This is a genomic window from Amycolatopsis deserti (assembly GCF_014653945.1).
Lineage (GTDB): Bacteria > Actinomycetota > Actinomycetes > Mycobacteriales > Pseudonocardiaceae > Amycolatopsis_E > Amycolatopsis_E deserti.
Map to the genome: position 1 here is coordinate 1,101,215 of NZ_BNAU01000002.1, position 20,074 is coordinate 1,121,288.

The window sequence follows — 20,074 nt, forward strand, 5'->3', positions numbered from 1 at the left end:
GCGGCGCGCAGCGCGCGAGCCGCCGCCCTCAGCGCACCGCGCCCTCAGCACGCCGCAGCTTCCCCAACGGCGCGCAGCGCGCGGCGCCCTCCCCGGCGGCGCCCTCAGCGCGCCGCACCTCAGCGCGCCGCACCTCAGCGCCCGCCACAGCCTCCCCAGCGCCGCAGCCTCCCCACCGGCGCTCAGCGCGCCGCAGCCTCCTCGGCCGCGCGCTCCGCCGCCTTTTCGGCTCGCCACTCCTCGTCCGTCTTGCCCCGGCGCCAGTAGCCCGAGATCGACAGCAGGTCCTTCCGCACGCCGCGCTCACCGAGCAGGTACCGGCGCAGCTCCTTCACGAAACCGGCCTCGCCGTGGACGAAGGCCTGCACCGTCCCGGGCAGGAACTCCAGGCCACGCACCGCGGCTACCAAATCGTCTCCGGCGGAGCGGTGCAGCCACCGGATCTGCGCGTCGCCCTTGGTGGCGAGTGGCTGCTCCTCCGCCGGGTCCGCCACCTCGATGAACACCCGCACCGGCACGCCCGCCGGCATCATCTCCAGCGCCACCGCGATCGCCGGCAGGGCGCTCTCGTCGCCGACCAGCAGGTGCCAGTCCGCCTCCTCGCCCGGCGCGTAGGCCCCGCCCGGCCCGGTCAGCAGCAGCTCGTCCCCCGGCTGCGCGGCCGCCGCCCACGGGCCGCCGAGTCCCTCGTCGCCGTGGTGCACGAAATCCAGCGCCAGCTCCCCGGCGCGCGGGTCGTAGTAGCGCACGGTGTAGGTCCGCATCACCGGCCACTGCTCGCGCGGCATCTCGGCGCGGATGACACCCATGTCGAACGGCGCCGGGTACTCCACACCCTCCCGCGGGAACAGCATCTTCACATACGCGTCGGCGAACTCGTTCGGCTGGAAGCCGGCCAACCCGGGCCCGCCGGCGACGATGCGGATCATGTGCGGCGTCAGCCGCTGGGTGCGCAGCACCCGCAACCGGACCGCCGGCCGGGACTTGCCTGCCATACGCCGCTCCTCACTCCGTTCGGCACGTGTGCGGTTAGGCTACCCTAATCCCAACCGGAGTAACCGGCGATCGTCTTCGGCCGGACCGGCGATCCCACCCGGGGTATCCAGGAAGGCGCCCCGCGAATCGCACTGCACAGCCCCAGGTTCGCGGCAGCGGGGTGAGGCTGACCTTCGAGCGCCTCGCGGCGCCGGCACGAGCTCGCTGCCAACGCCAGTCACTCCGCGGACGGCGTACTGGCCCCTGACCACCTTGCCGCACAACGGATCCACCGCGGCGAACGCACCGCGCTTCCGCCCGCCGCTGTACGTCACGATCTGGTGCGGACCACCGCACCGGTCAGCTGCCCACCGCGGATTCGGAGATCGCCTCGAGCACCGCCTCCGCGCCCAGCTCCGTGCTCACCGTGAGCACCGTGCCGCCGTTGAGGAGCCGCCGCACCGTCCTGTTCAGCGGCAGCGGCACCGACTGCGGCGCCCTGGTCGTGGTGGGCGCGACCGGCCTGCCGGCGGTCACCGAGACCTGGTAGCACCGCCCGTCCACACGGGCCGGCAACTTCACCGGCACCTCGGCCGGGCACAGCATCAGGTACTCCGAATCCGCGCTGCGACTCCACTGCCGCACCGTCACCCCCGCCGGCGCCCGCAGCGTGCGCAGCATCGAACGCACCGGCGTCGGCACCAGCCGGACCGTTTTCGCGACCTCCAGCAGCCGCTCATCCGGGAACTCACCTTTCCCCGTCAGGACCGTGACCACTTTGCCGGGCGCGATCCCGAGCTGGGTCTGCATCGCGTCGCCGCTCAAGTACGTCACGGTGCCCGTCGCGGCGGTGTCCGGCGTGGCGTCGGTGACCATGATTTCCATGAACGCGCCGTAGTACCCCTCGTAGCGGCCGCTCGCCGTGGTGCCGGAGACGGTCCAGCTGCTCAGTTCGAGCCCGGCGGGCAGCTCGTCCACCGTGAACGGCAGCGCCGGCGCCGGCACCGGAAGGTCGGCCGCCCCGGCCGCGGCTTCGATCGACGCCGGCTCGTCGGAGGGGCGCAACAGGCTCATCCCGGCGCCGGCCCCGGCGATCACCACCGCCACCACGGCCGCCGCGCCGGCCACCCGCCGCTGGGTGCGCCGTCGCCGGATCCGGCCGTGCGCCCCGGTGAGCACGGCGTCCGGATCGGGGGCGAGCGCTTCCCGCGTCTTCAGCGCTTCCCTCAGTTTCCGCATGTCGGACATGGTCAGGCCACCTCCATCTCGTCGCCAAGGCGGACCCGCAGCACGGACAGGCCGCGGGAGATGTGGCTGCGCACGGTTCCCACCGCGCACCCCAGGACCGCGGCGATCTCGTCGTCGTCCCGGTCTTCGTAGAACCGGAGCACGATGGCGGCCTGCTGCGACCGGCTCAGCCCCGACAGCAGCTCCTTCAGCTGCGCGCCGTCGGCGATCCGGCCGGCCGGGTCGGCGGCGTGCGGTTCACGGAACCACGTCGGGTCCGCCACCGGCCGCACCGCCCGCTGGTACCACCGGCGCCGCCACGACAGGTGCCCGTTGACGACCATCTTCCGCAGGTACAGGTCCGGCCGGTCGGTCTCGGCGACCCTGGCCCACTTCTCGTGGGCCCGCACCAGCGCCTCCTGCACGAGGTCCTGCGCCAGGTCCGGGTCCCCGGTCAGGACCGCCGCGAACCGCACCAGCCCCGGCAGCTGCTCGCGGGCGAAGTCGTCGAAGTGCACGAACAGCAGATGCCCGCACCCCGCGCGGCGGTTGCACCCGGATCGCACTTTTCGCCGTAGTGCGATCCGGGTCACACCCTCAGGCCGCGGCACGCACCCACAGGGCGTCGATCTCCTCCTCGGCGGCGGCGACGCTCTGCTCGAACAGCGGGATCAGCTCGGCCATGGCCGGGTTCTCCGGTGCCAGCGTCAGCTCGGCCGTGATCACACGCGGCTGGAGACCGGTCAGGGACAGACCGTGCGGCAGCCACGCCTCGGCATGGTCCCAGCCCTCGCGCGGCGTCCCCGGGCCGTAGCCACCGCCGCGGCTGGCGATCACCACGAAGTCGCGGCCGCCGAGCAGCCCCTCGTGCGTCTCCAGGTCGAACGCCAGCCCCGGCACGACCAGGTGGTCGACCCAGGCCTTCACCTCGCTCGGCGCGCCGTAGTTGTAGAGCGGCAGGCCCAGCAGGACGGTGTCGGCGGCCTTGATCTCGCCGATCACCTCCTCCATCAGCGCCCAGGACTCGGCCTGGGCCGCCGTGTGCTGCTCGCGGGGCAGCACCCGCGCCGTGTTGCCGGCTTCGCCGAGGTGCGGCACCGGGTTCCTCGCCAGGTCGCGGTAGGTGACCGTGCCGCCCGGGTGCGCGGCGCGCCAGGCCGCCGCCGCTCGCGCGGTCAGCTTCCGGCTGACGGACTCCTCGCCGCGGATGCTCGAGTCGATGTGCAGTAGATGCGTCATCAGTGATTGACCCTTCAAAATCGATTTATGCTACGCAAACTATCTATAGCACACCGATTGCCGACGCAGGTGGGTACAGTGGGGAGGTGGCCTCCCTGCCGGTTGTGAACCAGCCCACGCACCGGGTCGGCGCGTTGATCGACCACCTGGCGCGCCGGTTGCGGCTGCGCTCGGAGACGGTGCTGGAACCGCTGGGCCTGCGGCCGCGGCACCTGCTGGTGCTGACCCTCGTGCGAGACCGGGGCGGGATTTCCCAGCAGACGCTCGCGAGCACGCTGGAGATGGACGGGACGAACGTCGTCGGCCTGCTCAACGACCTGGAGCGGGAGCAGCTGGTCGAGCGGCGGCGGTCACCGGAAGACCGCAGGCGGCACACGGTCTCCCTGACCGAGGCCGGCGCGAAGACGCTGGCCAACGCGGAGTTCGCGCTGGCCGCGGTGGAGGACGAGGTGTTCTGCGCCCTCGACCACGACCAGCGCGAGACCCTCTACCGCCTGCTGCAGACCGCGAGCAACGGCGAGGAGCCGATCTGCACCGAGGTCACGCGCGACTGCTGAAGCGGAGCACGTCCCCGTCGTCGGAGACGCACGTGAAGCCGGCCGCTTCCAGCACCCGCACCGACGCCGGGTTGGTGTGCTCCACCTGGGCGGACACGCTGCGCACCGCCGGCGAGGTGAGCGCGAACCGGGTCAGCGCCACCGTCGCCTCCGCGGCGTAGCGGCGTCCGCGGCGGCTGGGCACGATGCCGTAGCCGATCTCCACGACGCCGTCCTCGGGCGGCCAGAACAGGCCGATCGAACCCACGACGAGCCCACTGGCCCGTTCGACGATCAGGTGGTGCCCGAACTCGGTGAGCCAGTCCGGGCGTTCGGCGAGCAGCCCGGCGATCACGACGTCCCCTTCGGCGGGGAAGTCGGCGGCCCAGTCCGGCCGGCGGTCACCCGCGCGGACGGCGGCGGCCTCGGCGGAAGTCCACGGGCGCAGCAGCAGACGATCAGTACTCGAGAACAAGGGGAACTCCTGGTGAGAGGAAACGGGCAGGCGAAGGTCGGCCGCTGACAGCCATATCCCTCGACCTCCCGAAGTCACCAGGTGCCGCGAAAGCTAGCAGCGCCGCGATGATCTCGGCGAGCGAATTTTCAGGAAGCCAGGCGCCGCACGAGCCCGTCGGCCAGCAGGCGTCCCGGGAAGGTGAGCACGCAGCGCCCCTTGTCCGCGAACGCGACGGCGTCCAGCAGCCCCTCCGCCACCGCGGCCTCGGCCTCGCGCACCCCGGCGGCGTCCAGCGCGGACAGCGGGAGCCCCTCGGCCAGCCGCAGCTCGAGCATGATCCGCTCGAACGCCTGCTCCTCGGGCGTGAGCACTTCGCGATCGGCCTCGGGCGAACCTCCGGCGGCCAGCGCCGAGGCGTACTTGGCCGGGTGCTTCACGTTCCACCACCGCACCCCGCCGACGTGGCTGTGCGCCCCCGGCCCCGCGCCCCACCAGTTGCCGCCGCGCCAGTAGCCCAGGTTGTGCCGGCACGCGGCCGCCTCCGACGCCGCCCAGTTCGACACCTCGTACCAGGCCAGCCCCGCCGCCGAGAGGACCGAGTCGATCAGCTCGTAGTCCGCCGCCAGCACGTCCTCGTCCGGCGCGGGCAGCTCACCGCGCCGCACACGCCGGGCCAGCGCGGTGCCGTCCTCGACGATCAGCGAGTACGCGGACACGTGGTCGACCCCGGCCTCGAGCACCGCGTCCAGCGAGGCACGCAGGTCGGCGGTCCGCTCCCCCGGCGTGCCGTAGATGACGTCCAGGTTCACGTGCTCGAACCCCGAGGCCCGCGCCTCCTTGGCGGCGGCCACCGGGCGGCCGGGCGTGTGGGTGCGGTCGAGGATCCGCAGCACGTGCGGGGCCGCCGACTGCATCCCCAGCGAGATGCGCGTGTACCCGGCCTCGCGAATGCCCGAAAAGAACTCCGGGGAGGTCGACTCCGGGTTCGACTCCGTCGTGACCTCGGCTCCCGGTGCCAGGCCGAACGCGTCGCGCACCGCGTCGAGCACGTCGGCCAGCCCGGAGGCGCCCAGCAGCGACGGGGTGCCGCCGCCGACGAACACCGTCTCGGCCGCCGGCGCGTTCCCCAGCGCCCGCGCGCCCAGGTCCAGCTCGCGCCGCAGGCCCTCCAGCCACGACTCGGGCGAGGCGCTCGTGCCCAGCTCACCGGCGGTGTAGGTGTTGAAGTCGCAGTACCCGCAACGGGTCGCGCAGAAGGGCACGTGCACGTAGACGCCGAAGGGCCGCGTCCCCAGCCCGGCCAGCGCGTGCTCCGGCAGCGCGAACGCCACCGGCGCGGAAGTCTCACTCACGACTCCAGTGTCCCTGATCCACTCCGCGCGCCGGCGTGCCGTAGATTTTTTCAGCGTGATGCGTATCCCAGCATCCGGTGCGGGCTGGACCACATCGTGAGCAGCGTGGCACGCTGTTGTGGTGACTTATGCCGGAGTGCTCCTCGTGGTGCGTCGCCACGTCGACTTCCGGCGTGTCGCCAGTGCCCTGTGCCGCGAGACGAACTGACGCCGCCACCGCCACCCAGCTAGGACCAGCGGGCGCCGTCACGCCGCGGACTGCCAATCCCCTCACCATGGGCTTGACCAGGGCATATCCGTGTGCGCGGCGCCTTCGCGAGAGCCCCGGAAGGACTCGAACATGGCTTCGCCGACGCGCGACAACCCTGCCGCCGCCCGAACCCCGCGCGCCCGGCAGCGTCGTGGTGAGGGCCAGTGGGCCCTCGGCTACCGGGAGCCGCTGAACCCGAACGAGCGCTCGAAGAAGGACGACCACCCGCTCAACGTTCGATCGCGCATCGAAAACATCTACGCGCGCGGCGGCTTCGACTCGATCGACCCGGGCGACCTGCGCGGCCGGTTCCGCTGGTACGGCCTCTACACCCAGCGCAAGCCCGGGATCGACGGCGGCCGCACGGCGACGCTGGAGCCGGAGGAGCTGGACGACGAGTACTTCATGCTCCGCGTCCGCATCGACGGCGGCGCCCTGACCACCGAGCAGCTCGCGGTCATCGGCGAGATCTCGCAGACCTACGCGCGCGACACCGCCGACATCACCGACCGGCAGAACGTCCAGTACCACTGGATCCGGATCGAGGACATGCCCACGATCTGGGAGAAGCTCGAGGGCGTCGGCCTGACCACGATGACCGCGTGCGGCGACAGCCCGCGCGTCATGCTCGGCTCCCCGGTCGCCGGGATCGCCGAGGACGAGGTCATCGACGGCACCCCGGCGCTCGACGAGATCAAGCGCCGCTACCTCGGCAAGCCGGAGTACGCGAACCTGCCGCGCAAGTTCAAGACCGCGGTGTCCGGTCTGCCGGACGTGGCCCACGAGATCCACGACGTCGCCTTCGTCGGCGTCGTGCACCCCGAACACGGCCCCGGGTTCGACGTGCAGGTCGGCGGCGGCCTGTCCACCAACCCGATGATCGCCCAGCGGCTGGGCGCCTGGGTGCCGCTCGACGAGGTGCCCGAGGTCTGGGAAGGCGTCATCAGCATCTTCCGCGACTACGGTTACCGGCGGCTGCGCTCGCGGGCCCGGCTGAAGTTCCTGGTCAAGGACTGGGGTGCGGAAAAATTCCGGGATGTTCTCGAATCCGAGTACCTGAAGCGGAAGCTGATCGACGGCCCCGCGCCCGAGGCTCCCGCGGTGCAGCGCGACCACGTGGGCGTGCACAAGCAGAAGGACGGCAAGTTCTACGTCGGCGCCGCGCCGGTCGGTGGCCGGGTGTCCGGCTCGACCCTGGTCAAGGTGGCCAAGGCAGCCGAGCGCGCCGGTTCCAACCGCGTGCGGCTCACCCCGCTGCAGAAGCTGCTCGTGCTCGATGTGGCCGAGGAGGACGTGCCGGGCCTGCAGGCGGAGCTGGCCGAGCTGGGCCTGCCCACGCAGCCGAGCCCGTGGCGGCGCGGCGTGATGGCCTGCACCGGCATCGAGTTCTGCAAGCTCGCGATCGTCGAGACCAAGCAGCGCGCCAAGGATCTGGTGACCGCGCTCGAGGAGCGGCTGGCCGACATCCAGGACCAGGTGGAGAACCCGGTCTCGGTGCACCTCAACGGCTGCCCGAACTCGTGCGCCCGCATCCAGACCGCGGACATCGGCCTCAAGGGCCAGATCGTGACCGACGACGACGGCAACCAGGTCGAGGGTTTCCAGGTGCACCTGGGCGGCGGGCTGGGCCTGGACGCCGGGTTCGGCCGGAAGCTGCGTGGCCACAAGGTGACCGGCGACGAGCTGGTCGGCTACGTCGAGCGGGTCGTGCGCAACTACCTGAGCCAGCGGGAAGAGGGCGAACGGTTCGCCCAGTGGGTGGCCCGCGCGGACGAGGCCGATCTCCGATGACAGCGGAGTCACCGCAGTCGGAACGGGCCACCCCGTTCCACTGCCCGTACTGCGGGGACGAGGACCTCCGTCCCGAGGAACAAGGGGCCTGGCTGTGCGGCGCGTGCCGCCGGGTCTTCACCGTCAAGTTCATCGGGCTGCGCTTTCCGGAAGGAGCGAGCAAGTGACCACCGCGACGAGGACCGAGGAACTGAAGGCACTGGCGGAGAAGGCGTCCGCCGAGCTGGCCGACGCGACCGCGCTGGAGGCCCTGCGCTGGACCGCGGAGACCTTCGGCGACGACTTCATCGTCGCCTCCAACATGCAGGACGCGGTGCTCATCGACCTCGCCACGAAGGTGAAGTCCGATGTGGACGTCCTGTTCCTGGAGACCGGCTACCACTTCGCCGAGACGATCGGCACCCGGGACGCGGTCGCGACCGTGTACCCGGACGTGCGGATCGTCAACGCGGCCGCCGAGCAGACCGTGGCGCAGCAGGACGCCGAGTACGGCCCCAAGCTGCACGAGCGGGACCCGAACCTGTGCTGCCACCTGCGCAAGGTGGTGCCGCTGCGCAAGACGCTGTCGAACTACTCCGCGTGGGTCACCGGCGTGCGCCGGGTGGACGCCCCGACGCGGGCGAACACCCCGATCGTCACCTGGGACGACCGCAACGGCCTGGTCAAGGTGAACCCGATCGCGCCGTGGACCGACGAGGAGTTCAACGCCTACATCGACGAGCACGGCATCCTGCAGAACCCGCTGGTGGGCGAGGGCTACCTGTCGATCGGCTGCGCCCCGTGCACCGCGAAGGTGGCGCCGGGCGCCGATCCGCGCAGCGGCCGCTGGGCCGGCAAGTCCAAGACCGAGTGCGGCCTGCACGCGTAGGGAGAGGAAATGACGACAGCCGCGACCGACGCCGCGACCGACAACCTGGCGGCACTGGAATCCGAGGCCATCCACATCTTCCGGGAGGTGGCGGGCGAGTTCGACCGGCCGGTGATCCTGTTCTCCGGCGGCAAGGACTCGACCCTGCTGCTGCACCTGGCGATCAAGGCGTTCTGGCCGGCGCCGGTGCCGTTCCCGCTGTTGCACGTGGACACCGGCCACAACTTCGACGAGGTCATCGCGTTCCGCGACCACGTCGTGGAGAAGTACGGCCTGCGGCTGATCGTCGCGAACGTGCAGGACTGGATCGACGACGGCCGCCTGACCGAACGTCCCGACGGCACCCGCAACCCGCTGCAGACGCAGCCGCTGCTGGACACCATCGCCGAGCACAAGTTCGACGCGGTGTTCGGCGGCGGGCGCCGCGACGAGGAGCGCGCGCGGGCCAAGGAGCGGATCTTCAGCCTGCGCAACGCGTTCGGCCAGTGGGACCCGCGCCGTCAGCGTCCCGAATTGTGGAACCTCTACAACGGACGGCACCGTCCGGGGGAACATGTGCGGGTGTTCCCGCTCTCCAACTGGACCGAAGCCGATGTGTGGAACTACATCGCGCGCGAGAAGGTGGAGCTGCCCTCGATCTACTACGCCCACCAGCGCAAGGTGTACAAGCGCGACGGCATGTGGCTGACCGAGGGACCGTGGGGCGGTCCGCGTGACGGCGAAGAGGTCAAGGAGCTGACGGTGCGCTACCGCACGGTCGGCGACGGCTCGTGCACGGGCGCGGTGGAAAGCACGGCGTCCACCGTGGAAGAAGTGATCGCCGAGGTGATGGCGAGCCGGCTCACCGAGCGCGGCGCCACCCGGGCCGACGACCGCCTGTCGGAGGCCGCCATGGAGGACCGCAAGCGGGAGGGGTACTTCTGATGAGCTCGTTGCTGCGGCTCGCCACAGCCGGGAGCGTCGACGACGGCAAGTCGACGCTCGTCGGCCGTCTGCTCTACGACACCAAGTCGGTGCTGGCCGACCAGCTGGACGCGGTCACCCGCGCCAGCGTCGACCGCGGTCTGTCCACTCCGGACCTGTCGCTGCTGGTGGACGGCCTGCGCTCGGAGCGTGAGCAGGGCATCACGATCGACGTCGCCTACCGCTACTTCGCGACGCCGAAGCGGTCGTTCGTGCTCGCCGACACCCCGGGGCACGTGCAGTACACCCGCAACACGGTCACCGGCGCCTCCACGGCGCAGCTGGCCGTGCTGCTGGTGGACGCGCGCAAGGGCGTGATCGAGCAGACCCGCCGCCACGCCGCGGTGCTCGCGCTGCTCGGCGTGCCGCGCCTGGTGCTCGCGGTCAACAAGATCGACCTGGTGGACTACGACGAGGAGACCTTCCGGGTCATCGCGAAGGAGTTCACCGACCACGCCACGTCACTGGGCTACGCCGACGGATCGGTGCTGTCGATCCCGGTGTCCGCCCTGGTGGGTGACAACGTGGTCGAGCGTTCGGCGCACACCCCGTGGTACTCCGGCCCGACGCTGCTGGAGCACCTGGAGACCGTGCCGGTCGCGCCGGATCCGCACGACGCCCCGTTCCGCTTCCCGGTGCAGTACGTCATCCGGCCGCGCACGCCCGAGTACCCGGACTACCGCGGCTACGCGGGCCAGGTCGCGGCGGGAACGGTGCGTCCCGGTGACGAGGTCGTGGTCCTGCCCGCGGGCCTGCGCACCAAGGTCGAGCGGATCGACACCCCGGACGGCGAGCTGGCCGAGGCCGCCGCCGGCCGCTCGGTGACGCTGGTGCTGGCCGACGACCTGGACATCGCGCGCGGCGACGTGATCGCGGCCGCCGCGACCGCCCCGGTGCCCACCGACGAGCTGGACGCGACGCTGGCCTGGCTGTCGGAGAAGCCGCTGCGCCCGGGCGCCCGCGTGCTGGTCAAGCACGGCGCGCGCACGGTGCAGGCGTTCGTGGACGAGCTGGTCTCCCGCTTCGACGAGCAGAAGCTGTCCACAGTGGACTACCCGGAGACGCTGCAGCTCAACGAGATCGGCCGCGCGAAGGTCCGCGTCGCGGAACCGCTCCCGGTCGACGAATACGAGGTCAGCCGGCGTACCGGCGCCTTCCTGGTGATCGACCCGGCCGACGGCACCACGCTGGCGGCCGGGATGGTCGGTGCGCCGCTTCCCGTGCTGCGCAGCGACCGGGACGTGGTCTCCCCCGGCCCGTAACTCCCCATCCCCCAACCGAAAGGTCCGCCCGTGAAAACTCGTGTTCTGGCTCTGGCAGCAGTGGCGTTGTCCGCATTGGCAGTGGTGAGCGGGTGTTCACGGGCGGACCGTTCGGAAGCGACCACGCCGGCGGCCGACCAGGGCCCGGCCACTGAGGTGCGCCTGGGGTACTTCCCGAACGTCACGCACGCGTCGGCCCTGATCGGGCTCGACCAGAACCTGTTCGCCCAGCACCTCGGGAACACCAAGCTGGTGCCGACGAAGTTCAACGCGGGCCCGGAAGAGGTCAACGCCCTGCTGGGCGGTTCGCTGGACATCGGCTTCATCGGCTCCGGCCCGGCGATCAACGCCTACGCGCAGTCCGGCGGTGAGGCCGTGCGGCTGATCGCGGGCGCCACCTCGGGCGGCGCGCAACTGGTCGTCAAGCCGGAGATCGGCACGCCGCAGGACCTGCAGGGCAAGACCGTGGCCTCGCCGCAGCTGGGCAACACGCAGGACGTCGCGCTGAAGAAGTGGATCTCCGACCAGAAGCTCAGCGACGTCAAGGTCCAGAACATCGACAACGCCCTGACGCTGGACCAGTTCAAGTCCGGCGCGATCCAGGGCGCGTGGCTGCCCGAGCCGTGGGCGTCGCGCCTGGTGCTCGAGGCGGGCGCGAAGGTCCTGGTCGACGAGAAGGACCTGTGGCCGGGCGGGCAGTTCCCGACCACCGTGCTGATCGTGCGCACCCAGTTCCTGCAGGAGCACCCGGCGACCGTGACCGCGATCCTGCAGGGCCTGCTCGACGCGAACGCGCTCGCCGCGTCCGATCCGGCCAAGGCGAAGACCGCGGTGAACAACCAGCTGCAGCAGCTCACCGGCAAGGCGCTGGCCGGCCCGGTGCTGGACCGCGCGTGGCAGGGCATCCAGCTGACCACCGACCCGCTGGCCGGGCAGTTCCCGCAGCTGGCCCAGGACCAGGTGACCGCCGGCGTCAAGGACAAGGCCCCCGACGTCGCCGGGTTCGCCGATCTGACCCTGCTCAACACCGTGCTCGCCCAGGCCGGGAAGCCGGCCGTCAGCGCGTCCGGCCTGGACAAGAAGTAGGAGGTTGTTCATGACCGCCACGCTGGGACGTCCGCCGGTGGAGCCCGCGACCGGGCACGCCGTGCGGCTGTCCGGGGTGCACAAGAGCTTCGGGCAGGGCCGCGACGCCGTGACCGCGCTCGCCGGGGTCGACCTCGACGTCGCGCCGGGCGAGTTCGTCTGCCTGCTCGGCGCCTCGGGCTGCGGCAAGACCACCCTGCTGAACCTGATCGCGAACCTGGATCGGCCGACCGCGGGTGAGATCGAGCTGACGACGTCCCGGCCGGCGGTCATGTTCCAGGAAGCGGCGCTCATGCCGTGGCTGACCGCCGCGGCGAACGTCGAGCTGCCGCTGAAGCTGGCCGGCATGGGCCGCGCCGAACGCCGCACCCGCACCGGCGAGCTGCTGGAGCTGGTGCGGCTGTCCGGGGCCGGCGCCAAGCGGCCGCACGAGTTGTCCGGTGGCATGCGCCAGCGCGTGGCACTGGCCCGCGCGCTGGCCTCGGCCACCTACACCGAGGACGGCGAGGAGCGGCCGTCGCTGCTGCTGATGGACGAGCCGTTCTCCGCGCTGGACGCCATCACCCGCGACGTGCTGCAGGCCGAGCTGCTGCGCATCTGGGAGGCGACCGGCAGCGCGGTGGTGTTCGTGACCCACGACGTGCGCGAGGCGGTGCGGCTCGGGCAGCGGGTGGTCCTGCTGTCGTCGCGGCCGGGCAAGGTCGTGCAGCAGTGGCGCGTCGACGGGCTGGCCGGGCAGGACGAGGTCAACGCGGTCGACGTGATCAACCGACGCCTGCGTGAGGTGATCAGCAGCCATGCCGCCGCTTGAGGGCTCGACCGCCGAACCGGACGCCGCGGCGGTCGAAGCGGGTCTGGACGCCCTCGACACGCCGGTCCAGCCGGCCGCGAAGAAGGGCGGCTGGCGGCGGTTCGTCCGGTCGGCGCTGCCGCCGGTGGCGTTCCTGGTCCTGGTGATCGCGATCTGGCAGGCGCTGTGGGCGGCCGCGTTCTGGCCGGAGTACCAGCTGCCGGCGCCGGTGGCCGTGTGGGACGAGCTGTGGAGCCGGTTCACCAGCGGGGACGCGTTCGGGTTCGTGTGGACGTCGGTGCACCGCGCGGTGCTCGGGTTCCTGGTCGCGATCGTGATCGCCACGCCGCTCGGGTTGCTGGTCGCGAAGGTCAAGATCGTGCGGGCCGGGATCGGGCCGTTCCTGTCCGGTCTGCAGAGCCTGCCGTCGGTGGCTTGGGTGCCGGCGGCGGTGCTGTGGTTCGGTGTCGAGCCGGCCGCGATGTACGTGGTGCTGCTGCTGGGCAGCGTGCCGTCGATCGCGAACGGCCTGGTGGCGGGCATCGACCAGATCCCGCCGATCCTGCCGCGCGTGGGCAAGGTGCTGGGCGCGGGGCGGCTCGCGACGGCGCGGCACATCCTGCTGCCCGCGGCGCTGCCGGGGTACCTGGCCGGGTTGAAGCAGGGCTGGGCGTTCTCGTGGCGGTCGCTGATGGCGGCGGAGATCATCGCGACGTCGCCGCTGTTGGGCAAGGGACTCGGCGCCTACCTCGACGATGGCCGGTTCCTCAACGACATGTCGACCGTGATCGCGGCGATCTTCCTGATCCTGCTGGTCGGCGTCGGGATCGAGCTGCTGGTGTTCCGGCCGCTGGAGCGGACCGTGCTGCGGGCGCGAGGGCTGGGGTCGCTGTGATCCCGCTGGTCGCCGTCGCGCACGGCAGCCGGGACCCGCGGTCGGCGGCGACCGTGCGGGCGCTGGTTGACCGCGTCGCGGCCGCGGCGCCCTCGGTGGACGTGCGGGTGTCGTTCCTGGACCTGTCCGAGCCGCTGGTGACGGACGTGCTGCGGGACCTGGTGCGTTCGGGTCACCGGTCGGCGGTCGTGGTGCCGTTGTTGCTGGGCAGTGCTTTCCACGCGCGGGTCGACCTGCCGGCGCTGGTGGCGCAGGTGCCGGGGCTGCGGGTCACGATCGCGGACGTGCTGGGGGCGGACCTGGAGGCGGTGGCGTTCGACCGGCTGGCTGCGGTGGCCGACGTGACGGACCCCGGTTTGGGGGTCGTGCTGGCGGCGGTCGGTTCCTCCCGCCCCGCGGCGAACGAGGCGGTCTCGGCGCTGGCCCGCCGCTGGCAGTCCCGGCACGGGTTCCGGGCGGTGGCGGCATTCGCGAGCGCCGCGAAGCCGGATGTTCCCGCGGCGGTGGCGAAACTGCGGGCCCGCGGAGCGACGCGGATCGCGGTGGCGTCGTGGTTCCTCGCGCCCGGGTTGCTGCCCGACCGGATCGCCGCGCTGGCGCGGGAGGCCGAGCCGTCGGTGGTGCTGGCCGACTGCCTGGCCGGTGATCCGCGGGTGGCGTCGCTGGTGCTGGAGCGGTACGCCACCGCACTGGCCGGCATGGCGCGCTCCGCCTGACTGACGGCCGCGCCCGGTTCCCCTGCCCCACGCCACCACCCGATTCCCGACCTCACCCCGCCGTCGCGCACCCTCTGCCACAGCAGCATCCACCACGTTGGCCGCCCCCAGGCAGAACCGGCGCGGCATTCCACCACCTGGACCGCTGCCACCCGAGCGACGCGACCCGTAACGTGGTGGTGTGAAGATCCGGATCGGGGTGGGGCTCGGGGCGGAGATGCCGCCCGCGCGGCTCCCGGAAGTCGTGGACCGTCTGGAGGCCGCCGGGGTCGACTCGGTGTGGTTCTCCGAGCAGGTGTACTCCGACGCGGTGGACCCGTTCGTCGGGATGGCGCACGCGCTGGCCCGCACGTCGCGGCTCAAGGCGGGCACGTCGGTGGCGGTGCTGCCCGGCCGGCACCCGGTGCTGGTGGCGAAGCAGATCGCGTCGCTGGCCGCGCTGGCGCCCAAGCGGGTGCTGCCGGTGTTCGGCCTGCGCCCGGCGCGCCGCAGCGAGTGGGACCTGTTCGAAGTCCCGGCCGGTGCGAGGGCCGCGGTGTTCGACGAGTCGCTGAGGCTGTTGCGCGCGGCGTTGTCCGGTGAAGGCGAGTTCGCCGGCGAGTTCTGGAAGCTGTCGGAGGTCGCGCTGGGCCCGCGGCTGGAGCGACCGGTGGACATCTGGCTCGGCGGCAGCGCGCCCGCGGCGTACCGCAGGATCGGCCAGTACGCCGACGGGTGGCTGGGCAGTTTCCTGTCCCCGGCGGACGCCCGCCGCGCCCGGGAGGCGATCGAATCCGCCGCGGCGTCGGCGGGCCGTTCGATCGAGCCGGACCACTACGGAATGAGCCTGCTCCTCGCCGAGAACGGCATCACGCCCGATCTGGCCGCCGCGGTGCGCCAACGCCGCCCGGACACCAACCCGGCCGACGTGATCGCCTCGAGCTGGGCGGAGCTGCACCGCCTGCTGGACGCGCACCTGGAAGCCGGCCTGACGAAGTTCGTCATCTACCACCGCGGGAGTTCGCCGTATGAGGCCTTCGTGGACCGCTTCGCCGAGGAGCTGATGCCCCGGCAGAACTGACGCTCACGGCACCTTGGGCAGCAGAGGTTCGAGCTTCTCAGCGAGAGCTTGAGCGTCGACGCAGGCCTGCGGATCACGGGGGCTGCTGATCAGCGCGACCTGCACCATGGCACGAGCATGCTCACCCACCTCCACCGCGAGGGAGCATCCACCTGTGGGGATGGCGGCCTGCAGGGCATCCCGCCCGTTGACCGAGGTCTCCGTCACAGCATCGTTCGCCTCGCGGTACTCGCGAAGCCCCTGCACCGGATCCAGGGCGAGACCGTACGTCCCAAACCTGGACTTGGAAACGTCACACTCGTTGCGTCGGCTGATGTTCTCTCCCGGACCGAAGCCCTGCCCCGCGGTGAGTTGCTCCAGGACTCGGCACGCGTTGAGACCGGCGAACACGTCGGCGTGCACGGTCGGGCTCGCGCCTGCAGCGGGCGACGGCGTGCCGGTGACCGTGCTGGTGCAAGCAGCCGTGGCCAATGCCAGACACGCGCCCGTGACAGCCTGAACGATGCGAACGTTGATGGTCACCGGACATCCTGTTCCTTGCTTGCTGATCGCATTTCTCGATAGCCTCACAGCGATCGTCTGAGTCCATCGCGTTCAGGAATGCGCCGCAACCTGCCGAGCTTATACGTCATTATCAAGCTCCAGTGCGATCAGGCGCCGCTTCGCGGATGAGCTGATAACCCGCCAGAACTGATACTCACGGCACCTTGGGCAAGAGTGGCTCAAGCCGCTCGGCGAAAGCCCGAGCGTCGACACAGGCTTGCGGGTCTCTCGTACCACTCGACAGGGTGAAGAGCACGACAGCGCGCGCGTGTTCCGCCACCTCGATCGCGATTGCGCATCCGCCAGTCGGAATGTCGGCCTGCATCGCGGCACGTCCGTTGATCGAGGTTTCCACGACCGTCTTGTTGGACTGCGCGAACTCGCTCAGGCCCTGAACCGGATCCAACACGAGGCTGTTCGCTGCGGAACCGGGTTTCGAGGCGGTGCACTCGTTGCGCCTGCTCTTGTTCTCGCCCGGCTCGAAGCCCTGTCCGGAGTTGAGCTGATCCAGCACTCGGCAAGCGTCGAGCCCGGCAAACACATCCGCGCCTGAAGTGGTGTTCGTGACGGACGCCGGCGATGCTGTACCGGGGACTGTGGTGGTACATCCGGTGGCGACAAGAATCAGACAGGCAACACCTGTCACAGCATGGGCGATACGAGTCCTGATACTCACCGCGAGTCCTGGTCCTTGAAGGTGTTGAGCGCTTGCCTGGCCGTCTCGTCCGAAGCGTCGTATTTGCTGATCGCGATCTCGATGGCCTGACGAAGGTCGCCGAGCATTTCTTTCGCAGCCTGGAAGACCCGGACGAGAGATTGCTCGTCGGAGTCCATCGCCGCGAGAAAGTGTGCCGCCGCTCGCTTGGCGTAGTCGTCGTTGCCGAACTTCGGCGCGATCTGCAGCCGGTAGATCCGCTGGCTGAGCGTGTTCATCCGGTCTTCCATCTGCTCAACCGCGCGCCGCAGGTGGGTGCCTGTCTCCTCGTCCACCGCCCAGCGGCCTGCCTTCGCGTCGGCGAGCATGCGCTTTGCGTCGGCGTGCATGTTGTTCAGGTTTTCCTCGCCGCCGAACACGCCGGCGATCTGCGCGGCCCCCGCCGGCGCCCCGTTCTCCGCCAAAACCGATCCCTCCCCGTTCCCGGAGCACGGTAGCGCGCCCCTGACCGACTGTCACCGTCCCGGTGCGCACCCGCTCACAACCGGGCTCCCCGGCGGCATCACCCCAACTATGGTGAGCCCGTGACTGATGAACTGGTGCATTACTCAGTGCGGAGTGGTGTCGCGACCATCACCCTCGACTCGCCGCACAACCGGAACGCCCTGTCCGCCCAGCTGCGCCGCGAACTGTCCGGCTCGCTGGCCAAGGCCAAGGACGACGACGCCGTCCGCGTGATCGTTCTCACCCACACGGGCAAAGTGTTCTGCGCCGGCATGGACCTCAAGGAGGCGCGCGGCGCCGGGGCCGGTGATCAGGGCGTCAACGAGTTCCCGCGGATCCTCGAGCAGATCTGGACGAGCCCGAAACCGGTCGTCGCCAAGCTGTCCGGCGTCGCGCGCGCCGGTGGGGTCGGCATGGTCGCCGCCGCGGACATCGTCGTCGCCACCACGGACGTCACCTTCGCGTTCTCCGAGGTCCGCATCGGCGTCGTGCCGGCCGTCATCTCGCTCACCGTCCTGCCCCGGGTCAACCCGCGCGCCGCGCAGGAACTCTTCCTCACCGGTGACGTGTTCGACGCCGCGCGCGCCGCCGAGATCGGCCTGATCAACAAGGCCGTCGACCCGGCCGACCTCGACGAGACGACCGACCGCTACGTCCGCTCCCTGGCCCTCGGCGGCCCGGCCGCGCTCGCCGCCACCAAGGAGCTGCTCGCCAGCCCGCGCCCGGCCACCCCGGCCGACGGCTTCCCGGACATGCTCAAGCTCTCCGCCCGGTTCTTCGCGAGCGAGGAGGGCCAGGAAGGCATCCGCGCCTTCGCCGAGAAGCGCAAGCCGAACTGGGTCCCGCAGGACTAGTCGTCGGTGAGGGCGACCGTGAGCCGGCGGCTGTCGGCCCGGTCGCCGCCCGGCGCCAGCGCGCGCTCGGCGTCCGACAGCACGCTGCGGATCGCCAGGTACGCCTTGGGATCGGCCTCCTTGAGCAGGTCCGACCCCGCCCACACCAGGACGTGCTCCCCGTAGGGCAACCACGACAAATCGGTCAGGCAGTCGTACAGCGCGTCCAGGTTGCGGCCGAACCAGTCCGGAAAGGACAACGCGGACGCGATCGCGTCGAGGGCGGACATCTTGTCCGCCGGCCGGCTGCCGATGAGGTGCGAGTAGGCGCCGCGGGCACGGGCCTGCTCGACGATCGTCTGGGAAGAGGACATGGGGTTCTCGCTACTTCGACGGGTCGACCTGGACGAAGGAAGCGTAGTGATCACCGGTGTAGTACAGCTCGGTCTGAGCCCCGGTGATCAACCGCCGGGCCCCGCGGTCCGGGCTCCCGGGCGTGGGCACCGTGTACTCATGGTAGTAACCGCTCTCCCTGGCGGGGAGCCGCTTTTCCCGGTTCTCGAACACGGTTCCGTCACTGCGGTACGGGAACGGCCCGCCCGCCTGGATGAGGCGCCAGGTCTGGCCGGCTTCCGGGGGCAGGCTGGACAGCGCGGTGAGCCCGGTCGCGGGCTCGGTCGACGTGGTGGTCTCGCGCACGATCCACCCACCGAACACGAGCACGATGAGCCCGACGAGCGCGACGGTGATCCGCCTCCTGCTTGACACCAGCGACACCTTAGGACCGGCTCGAAACGTCCTCGTCGCGGCCCGGCCGCAACCACGCGGCCACCCGGTCGACGATCCGGTCGATCAGCCACGCCACACCGACGCACAGCGGCGCCAGAACCGCGATGACCAGCAGGAACTGCAGCGGGAACCACAGCTGCGCGAGCCACAGTTCCGCGTTGTCCCACCAGGTGGCCAGGCCGTCGAACACCTGACCAGGGTACGCCAGCGGCCCCGGCGAGGTACGTTGCAGGCATGTTCGCCGTCTACGCTCGTGAACCGAACCCGGAAAACCCGCTCGACGCGCTGACCGTCGGCGAGCGGCCGGACCCGGAGGTGCCGTCCGGCTGGGTGAAGGTCGCCGTCAAGGCCGCCAGCCTCAACATGCACGACATCTGGACCCTGCGCGGGGTCGGGATCAAGCCGGACCAGTTCCCGATGATCCTCGGCTGCGACGGGGCCGGCGTGCTGGAGGACGGCACGGAGGTCGTCCTGCACTCCGTGGTCAACGCGCCGGGCTGGCAGGGTGACGACACCCTCGACCCGAAGCGCACGCTGCTCACCGAGAAGCACCAGGGCACCTTCGCCGACTACGTGATCGTCCCGGCCCGCAACGCGGTGCCGAAGCCGGCAGGGTTGTCCTTCGCCGAGGCCGCCACGATGGGCACCGCGTGGCTGACCGCGTACCGGATGCTGTTCGTGAAGTCGGGTCTGCGTCCCGGGCAGACGATGCTCGTGCAGGGCGCGTCCGGTGGCGTGTCGACCGCGCTGATCCAGCTCGGCCGGGCCGCGGGCCTGCGGGTGTGGGTGACCGGCCGGTCCGAGGAGAAGCGCGCGCTGGCCGAGCAGCTCGGCGCGCACCAGACGTTCGAGACCGGCGCGCGGCTGCCCGAGCGGGTGGACGGCGTGTTCGAGACCGTCGGCAAGGCGACCTGGGGCCACTCGCTGAAGTCGCTGAAGCCGGGCGGGATCGTCGTGGTGTCCGGGTCGACCAGCGGCCCGGACCCCAGCGCCGACCTGCAGCGGGTGTTCTTCCTGCAGCTGCGGGTCGTGGGGTCCACCATGGGCACCCGCGACGAGCTGGAGGACATGCTCCGCTACCTCGACCTGACCGGCATCAAGCCGCAGATCGGCAAGGAGCTGCCGATGGCGGAGGCCGCCGAAGGCTTCCGGCTGATGCAGGAGGGCGCCACCGCGGGGAAGATCGTTTTCACCCGCTGAATCGCTCTGACCTGCGAAGACGCCTTGTTGACATGGCGCCGATACCGGTTTGTGACCCACGTCTACTGAGCGGAACCCGAGAT

The 20,074-nt window shown here is 71.0% G+C and carries 26 protein-coding genes; 14 read left to right on the forward strand and 12 right to left on the reverse strand.

Translation table 11 applies throughout. The features are described 5' to 3' along the window. Window positions 1-182: 182 nt before the first annotated feature. The 4 genes from IE290_RS13600 to IE290_RS13615 all read right to left on the reverse strand — a co-directional run bounded on the left by IE290_RS13600 (window position 183) and on the right by IE290_RS13615 (window position 3,441). On the reverse strand, window positions 183-995 hold the full coding sequence (locus IE290_RS13600) for a siderophore-interacting protein (RefSeq protein ID WP_191244891.1): 813 nt from the start codon (window positions 993-995) through the stop codon (window positions 183-185). A 340-nt stretch (window positions 996-1,335) separates the two neighbouring features. Next, on the reverse strand, window positions 1,336-2,214 hold the full coding sequence (locus tag IE290_RS13605) for a hypothetical protein (RefSeq protein ID WP_191244892.1): 879 nt from the start codon (window positions 2,212-2,214) through the stop codon (window positions 1,336-1,338). Window positions 2,215-2,225: 11 nt separating this feature from the next. Next, window positions 2,226-2,720, reverse strand: a complete 495-nt coding sequence (locus IE290_RS13610; protein ID WP_191244893.1) for a SigE family RNA polymerase sigma factor — start codon at window positions 2,718-2,720, stop codon at window positions 2,226-2,228. Between the two features lie 79 nt (window positions 2,721-2,799). Then, window positions 2,800-3,441, reverse strand: coding sequence for an FMN-dependent NADH-azoreductase (locus IE290_RS13615; RefSeq protein ID WP_191244894.1), 642 nt, complete (start codon window positions 3,439-3,441; stop codon window positions 2,800-2,802). Window positions 3,442-3,527: 86 nt separating this feature from the next. Here IE290_RS13615 and IE290_RS13620 point away from each other — a divergent pair, with 86 nt between their 5' ends. Further along, window positions 3,528-3,998, forward strand: a complete 471-nt coding sequence (locus IE290_RS13620; protein ID WP_191244895.1) for a MarR family winged helix-turn-helix transcriptional regulator — start codon at window positions 3,528-3,530, stop codon at window positions 3,996-3,998. Here IE290_RS13620 and IE290_RS13625 read toward each other — a convergent pair. Both IE290_RS13625 and hemW read right to left on the reverse strand, forming a co-directional pair. Beyond that, the gene (locus IE290_RS13625) at window positions 3,982-4,452 is read right to left on the reverse strand and encodes a GNAT family N-acetyltransferase (RefSeq protein WP_229874460.1); all 471 of its coding nucleotides are present in this window, start codon (window positions 4,450-4,452) and stop codon (window positions 3,982-3,984) included. The two genes, IE290_RS13620 and IE290_RS13625, sit on opposite strands and share 17 nt — an antisense overlap. A gap of 128 nt (window positions 4,453-4,580) precedes the next feature. Next, window positions 4,581-5,765, reverse strand: a complete 1,185-nt coding sequence (gene hemW / locus IE290_RS13630) for a radical SAM family heme chaperone HemW (RefSeq protein WP_191245166.1) — start codon at window positions 5,763-5,765, stop codon at window positions 4,581-4,583. 157 nt (window positions 5,766-5,922) lie between these two features. Here hemW and IE290_RS38540 point away from each other — a divergent pair, with 157 nt between their 5' ends. The 11 genes from IE290_RS38540 (at window position 5,923) to IE290_RS13680 (ending at window position 15,467) form a co-directional block, all read left to right on the forward strand. Then, a complete protein-coding gene (locus IE290_RS38540) occupies window positions 5,923-5,994 on the forward strand; it encodes a putative leader peptide (protein ID WP_354708697.1) in 72 nt (23 codons plus the stop codon). 132 nt (window positions 5,995-6,126) lie between these two features. Then, on the forward strand, window positions 6,127-7,827 hold the full coding sequence (locus IE290_RS13635) for a nitrite/sulfite reductase (RefSeq protein WP_191244896.1): 1,701 nt from the start codon (window positions 6,127-6,129) through the stop codon (window positions 7,825-7,827). After that, window positions 7,824-7,994: an Insertion element protein gene (locus IE290_RS13640; protein ID WP_191244897.1), complete on the forward strand. Its 171-nt coding sequence runs from the start codon at window positions 7,824-7,826 to the stop codon at window positions 7,992-7,994. The genes IE290_RS13635 and IE290_RS13640 overlap by 4 nt, the downstream gene beginning before the upstream one ends. Beyond that, window positions 7,991-8,695: a phosphoadenylyl-sulfate reductase gene (locus tag IE290_RS13645; RefSeq protein WP_191244898.1), complete on the forward strand. Its 705-nt coding sequence runs from the start codon at window positions 7,991-7,993 to the stop codon at window positions 8,693-8,695. Before IE290_RS13640 ends, IE290_RS13645 begins: the two co-directional genes overlap by 4 nt. Window positions 8,696-8,704: 9 nt before the next feature. Then, the gene (gene cysD, locus IE290_RS13650) at window positions 8,705-9,619 is read left to right on the forward strand and encodes a sulfate adenylyltransferase subunit CysD (RefSeq protein WP_191244899.1); all 915 of its coding nucleotides are present in this window, start codon (window positions 8,705-8,707) and stop codon (window positions 9,617-9,619) included. After that, window positions 9,619-10,920, forward strand: coding sequence for a sulfate adenylyltransferase subunit 1 (locus tag IE290_RS13655; protein WP_191244900.1), 1,302 nt, complete (start codon window positions 9,619-9,621; stop codon window positions 10,918-10,920). The genes cysD and IE290_RS13655 overlap by 1 nt, the downstream gene beginning before the upstream one ends. An 81-nt stretch (window positions 10,921-11,001) precedes the next feature. Further along, window positions 11,002-12,006, forward strand: a complete 1,005-nt coding sequence (locus IE290_RS13660) for an ABC transporter substrate-binding protein (protein WP_191244901.1) — start codon at window positions 11,002-11,004, stop codon at window positions 12,004-12,006. A 10-nt stretch (window positions 12,007-12,016) separates the two neighbouring features. Further along, window positions 12,017-12,817, forward strand: a complete 801-nt coding sequence (locus tag IE290_RS13665; protein WP_094008786.1) for an ABC transporter ATP-binding protein — start codon at window positions 12,017-12,019, stop codon at window positions 12,815-12,817. After that, window positions 12,804-13,691 (forward strand): ABC transporter permease, encoded by an 888-nt coding sequence (locus IE290_RS13670; protein ID WP_191244902.1) that lies wholly within the window; start codon window positions 12,804-12,806, stop codon window positions 13,689-13,691. The genes IE290_RS13665 and IE290_RS13670 overlap by 14 nt, the downstream gene beginning before the upstream one ends. After that, on the forward strand, window positions 13,688-14,407 hold the full coding sequence (locus IE290_RS13675) for a sirohydrochlorin chelatase (protein WP_191244903.1): 720 nt from the start codon (window positions 13,688-13,690) through the stop codon (window positions 14,405-14,407). The genes IE290_RS13670 and IE290_RS13675 overlap by 4 nt, the downstream gene beginning before the upstream one ends. Before the next feature lie 181 nt (window positions 14,408-14,588). Beyond that, a complete protein-coding gene (locus IE290_RS13680) occupies window positions 14,589-15,467 on the forward strand; it encodes a TIGR03854 family LLM class F420-dependent oxidoreductase (RefSeq protein ID WP_191244904.1) in 879 nt (292 codons plus the stop codon). Between the two features lie 3 nt (window positions 15,468-15,470). Here IE290_RS13680 and IE290_RS13685 read toward each other — a convergent pair whose 3' ends face one another. The 3 genes from IE290_RS13685 to IE290_RS13695 form a co-directional block, all read right to left on the reverse strand. Continuing rightward, window positions 15,471-15,989: a DUF3558 family protein gene (locus tag IE290_RS13685; protein ID WP_191244905.1), complete on the reverse strand. Its 519-nt coding sequence runs from the start codon at window positions 15,987-15,989 to the stop codon at window positions 15,471-15,473. 175 nt (window positions 15,990-16,164) lie between these two features. After that, on the reverse strand, window positions 16,165-16,686 hold the full coding sequence (locus IE290_RS13690; RefSeq protein WP_191244906.1) for a DUF3558 family protein: 522 nt from the start codon (window positions 16,684-16,686) through the stop codon (window positions 16,165-16,167). Then, entirely contained in the window at window positions 16,683-17,129 is a 447-nt protein-coding gene (locus IE290_RS13695; RefSeq protein ID WP_191244907.1) for a hypothetical protein, read from the reverse strand. The genes IE290_RS13690 and IE290_RS13695 overlap by 4 nt, the downstream gene beginning before the upstream one ends. Window positions 17,130-17,249: 120 nt before the next feature. On the opposite strand from IE290_RS13695, the gene IE290_RS13700 reads away from it, so the two are divergent. Beyond that, a complete protein-coding gene (locus tag IE290_RS13700) occupies window positions 17,250-18,023 on the forward strand; it encodes an enoyl-CoA hydratase-related protein (protein WP_191244908.1) in 774 nt (257 codons plus the stop codon). Here the strand turns inward: IE290_RS13700 and IE290_RS13705 are convergent. The 3 genes from IE290_RS13705 to IE290_RS13715 are packed head-to-tail and all read right to left on the reverse strand — an operon-like array spanning window position 18,020 to window position 18,981. Then, window positions 18,020-18,376: a barstar family protein gene (locus tag IE290_RS13705; RefSeq protein ID WP_094008780.1), complete on the reverse strand. Its 357-nt coding sequence runs from the start codon at window positions 18,374-18,376 to the stop codon at window positions 18,020-18,022. The two genes, IE290_RS13700 and IE290_RS13705, sit on opposite strands and share 4 nt — an antisense overlap. Window positions 18,377-18,386: 10 nt before the next feature. Then, window positions 18,387-18,770 carry a guanyl-specific ribonuclease gene (locus IE290_RS13710; RefSeq protein WP_191244909.1) on the reverse strand — a complete coding sequence of 128 codons (384 nt, stop codon included), beginning with the start codon at window positions 18,768-18,770 and terminating at the stop codon, window positions 18,387-18,389. Window positions 18,771-18,780: 10 nt separating this feature from the next. Beyond that, window positions 18,781-18,981, reverse strand: coding sequence for a hypothetical protein (locus IE290_RS13715; RefSeq protein ID WP_191244910.1), 201 nt, complete (start codon window positions 18,979-18,981; stop codon window positions 18,781-18,783). Between the two features lie 44 nt (window positions 18,982-19,025). Here IE290_RS13715 and IE290_RS13720 point away from each other — a divergent pair, with 44 nt between their 5' ends. Then, on the forward strand, window positions 19,026-19,991 hold the full coding sequence (locus IE290_RS13720) for a quinone oxidoreductase family protein (RefSeq protein WP_191244911.1): 966 nt from the start codon (window positions 19,026-19,028) through the stop codon (window positions 19,989-19,991). The last annotated feature ends 83 nt before the right edge of the window (window positions 19,992-20,074 follow it).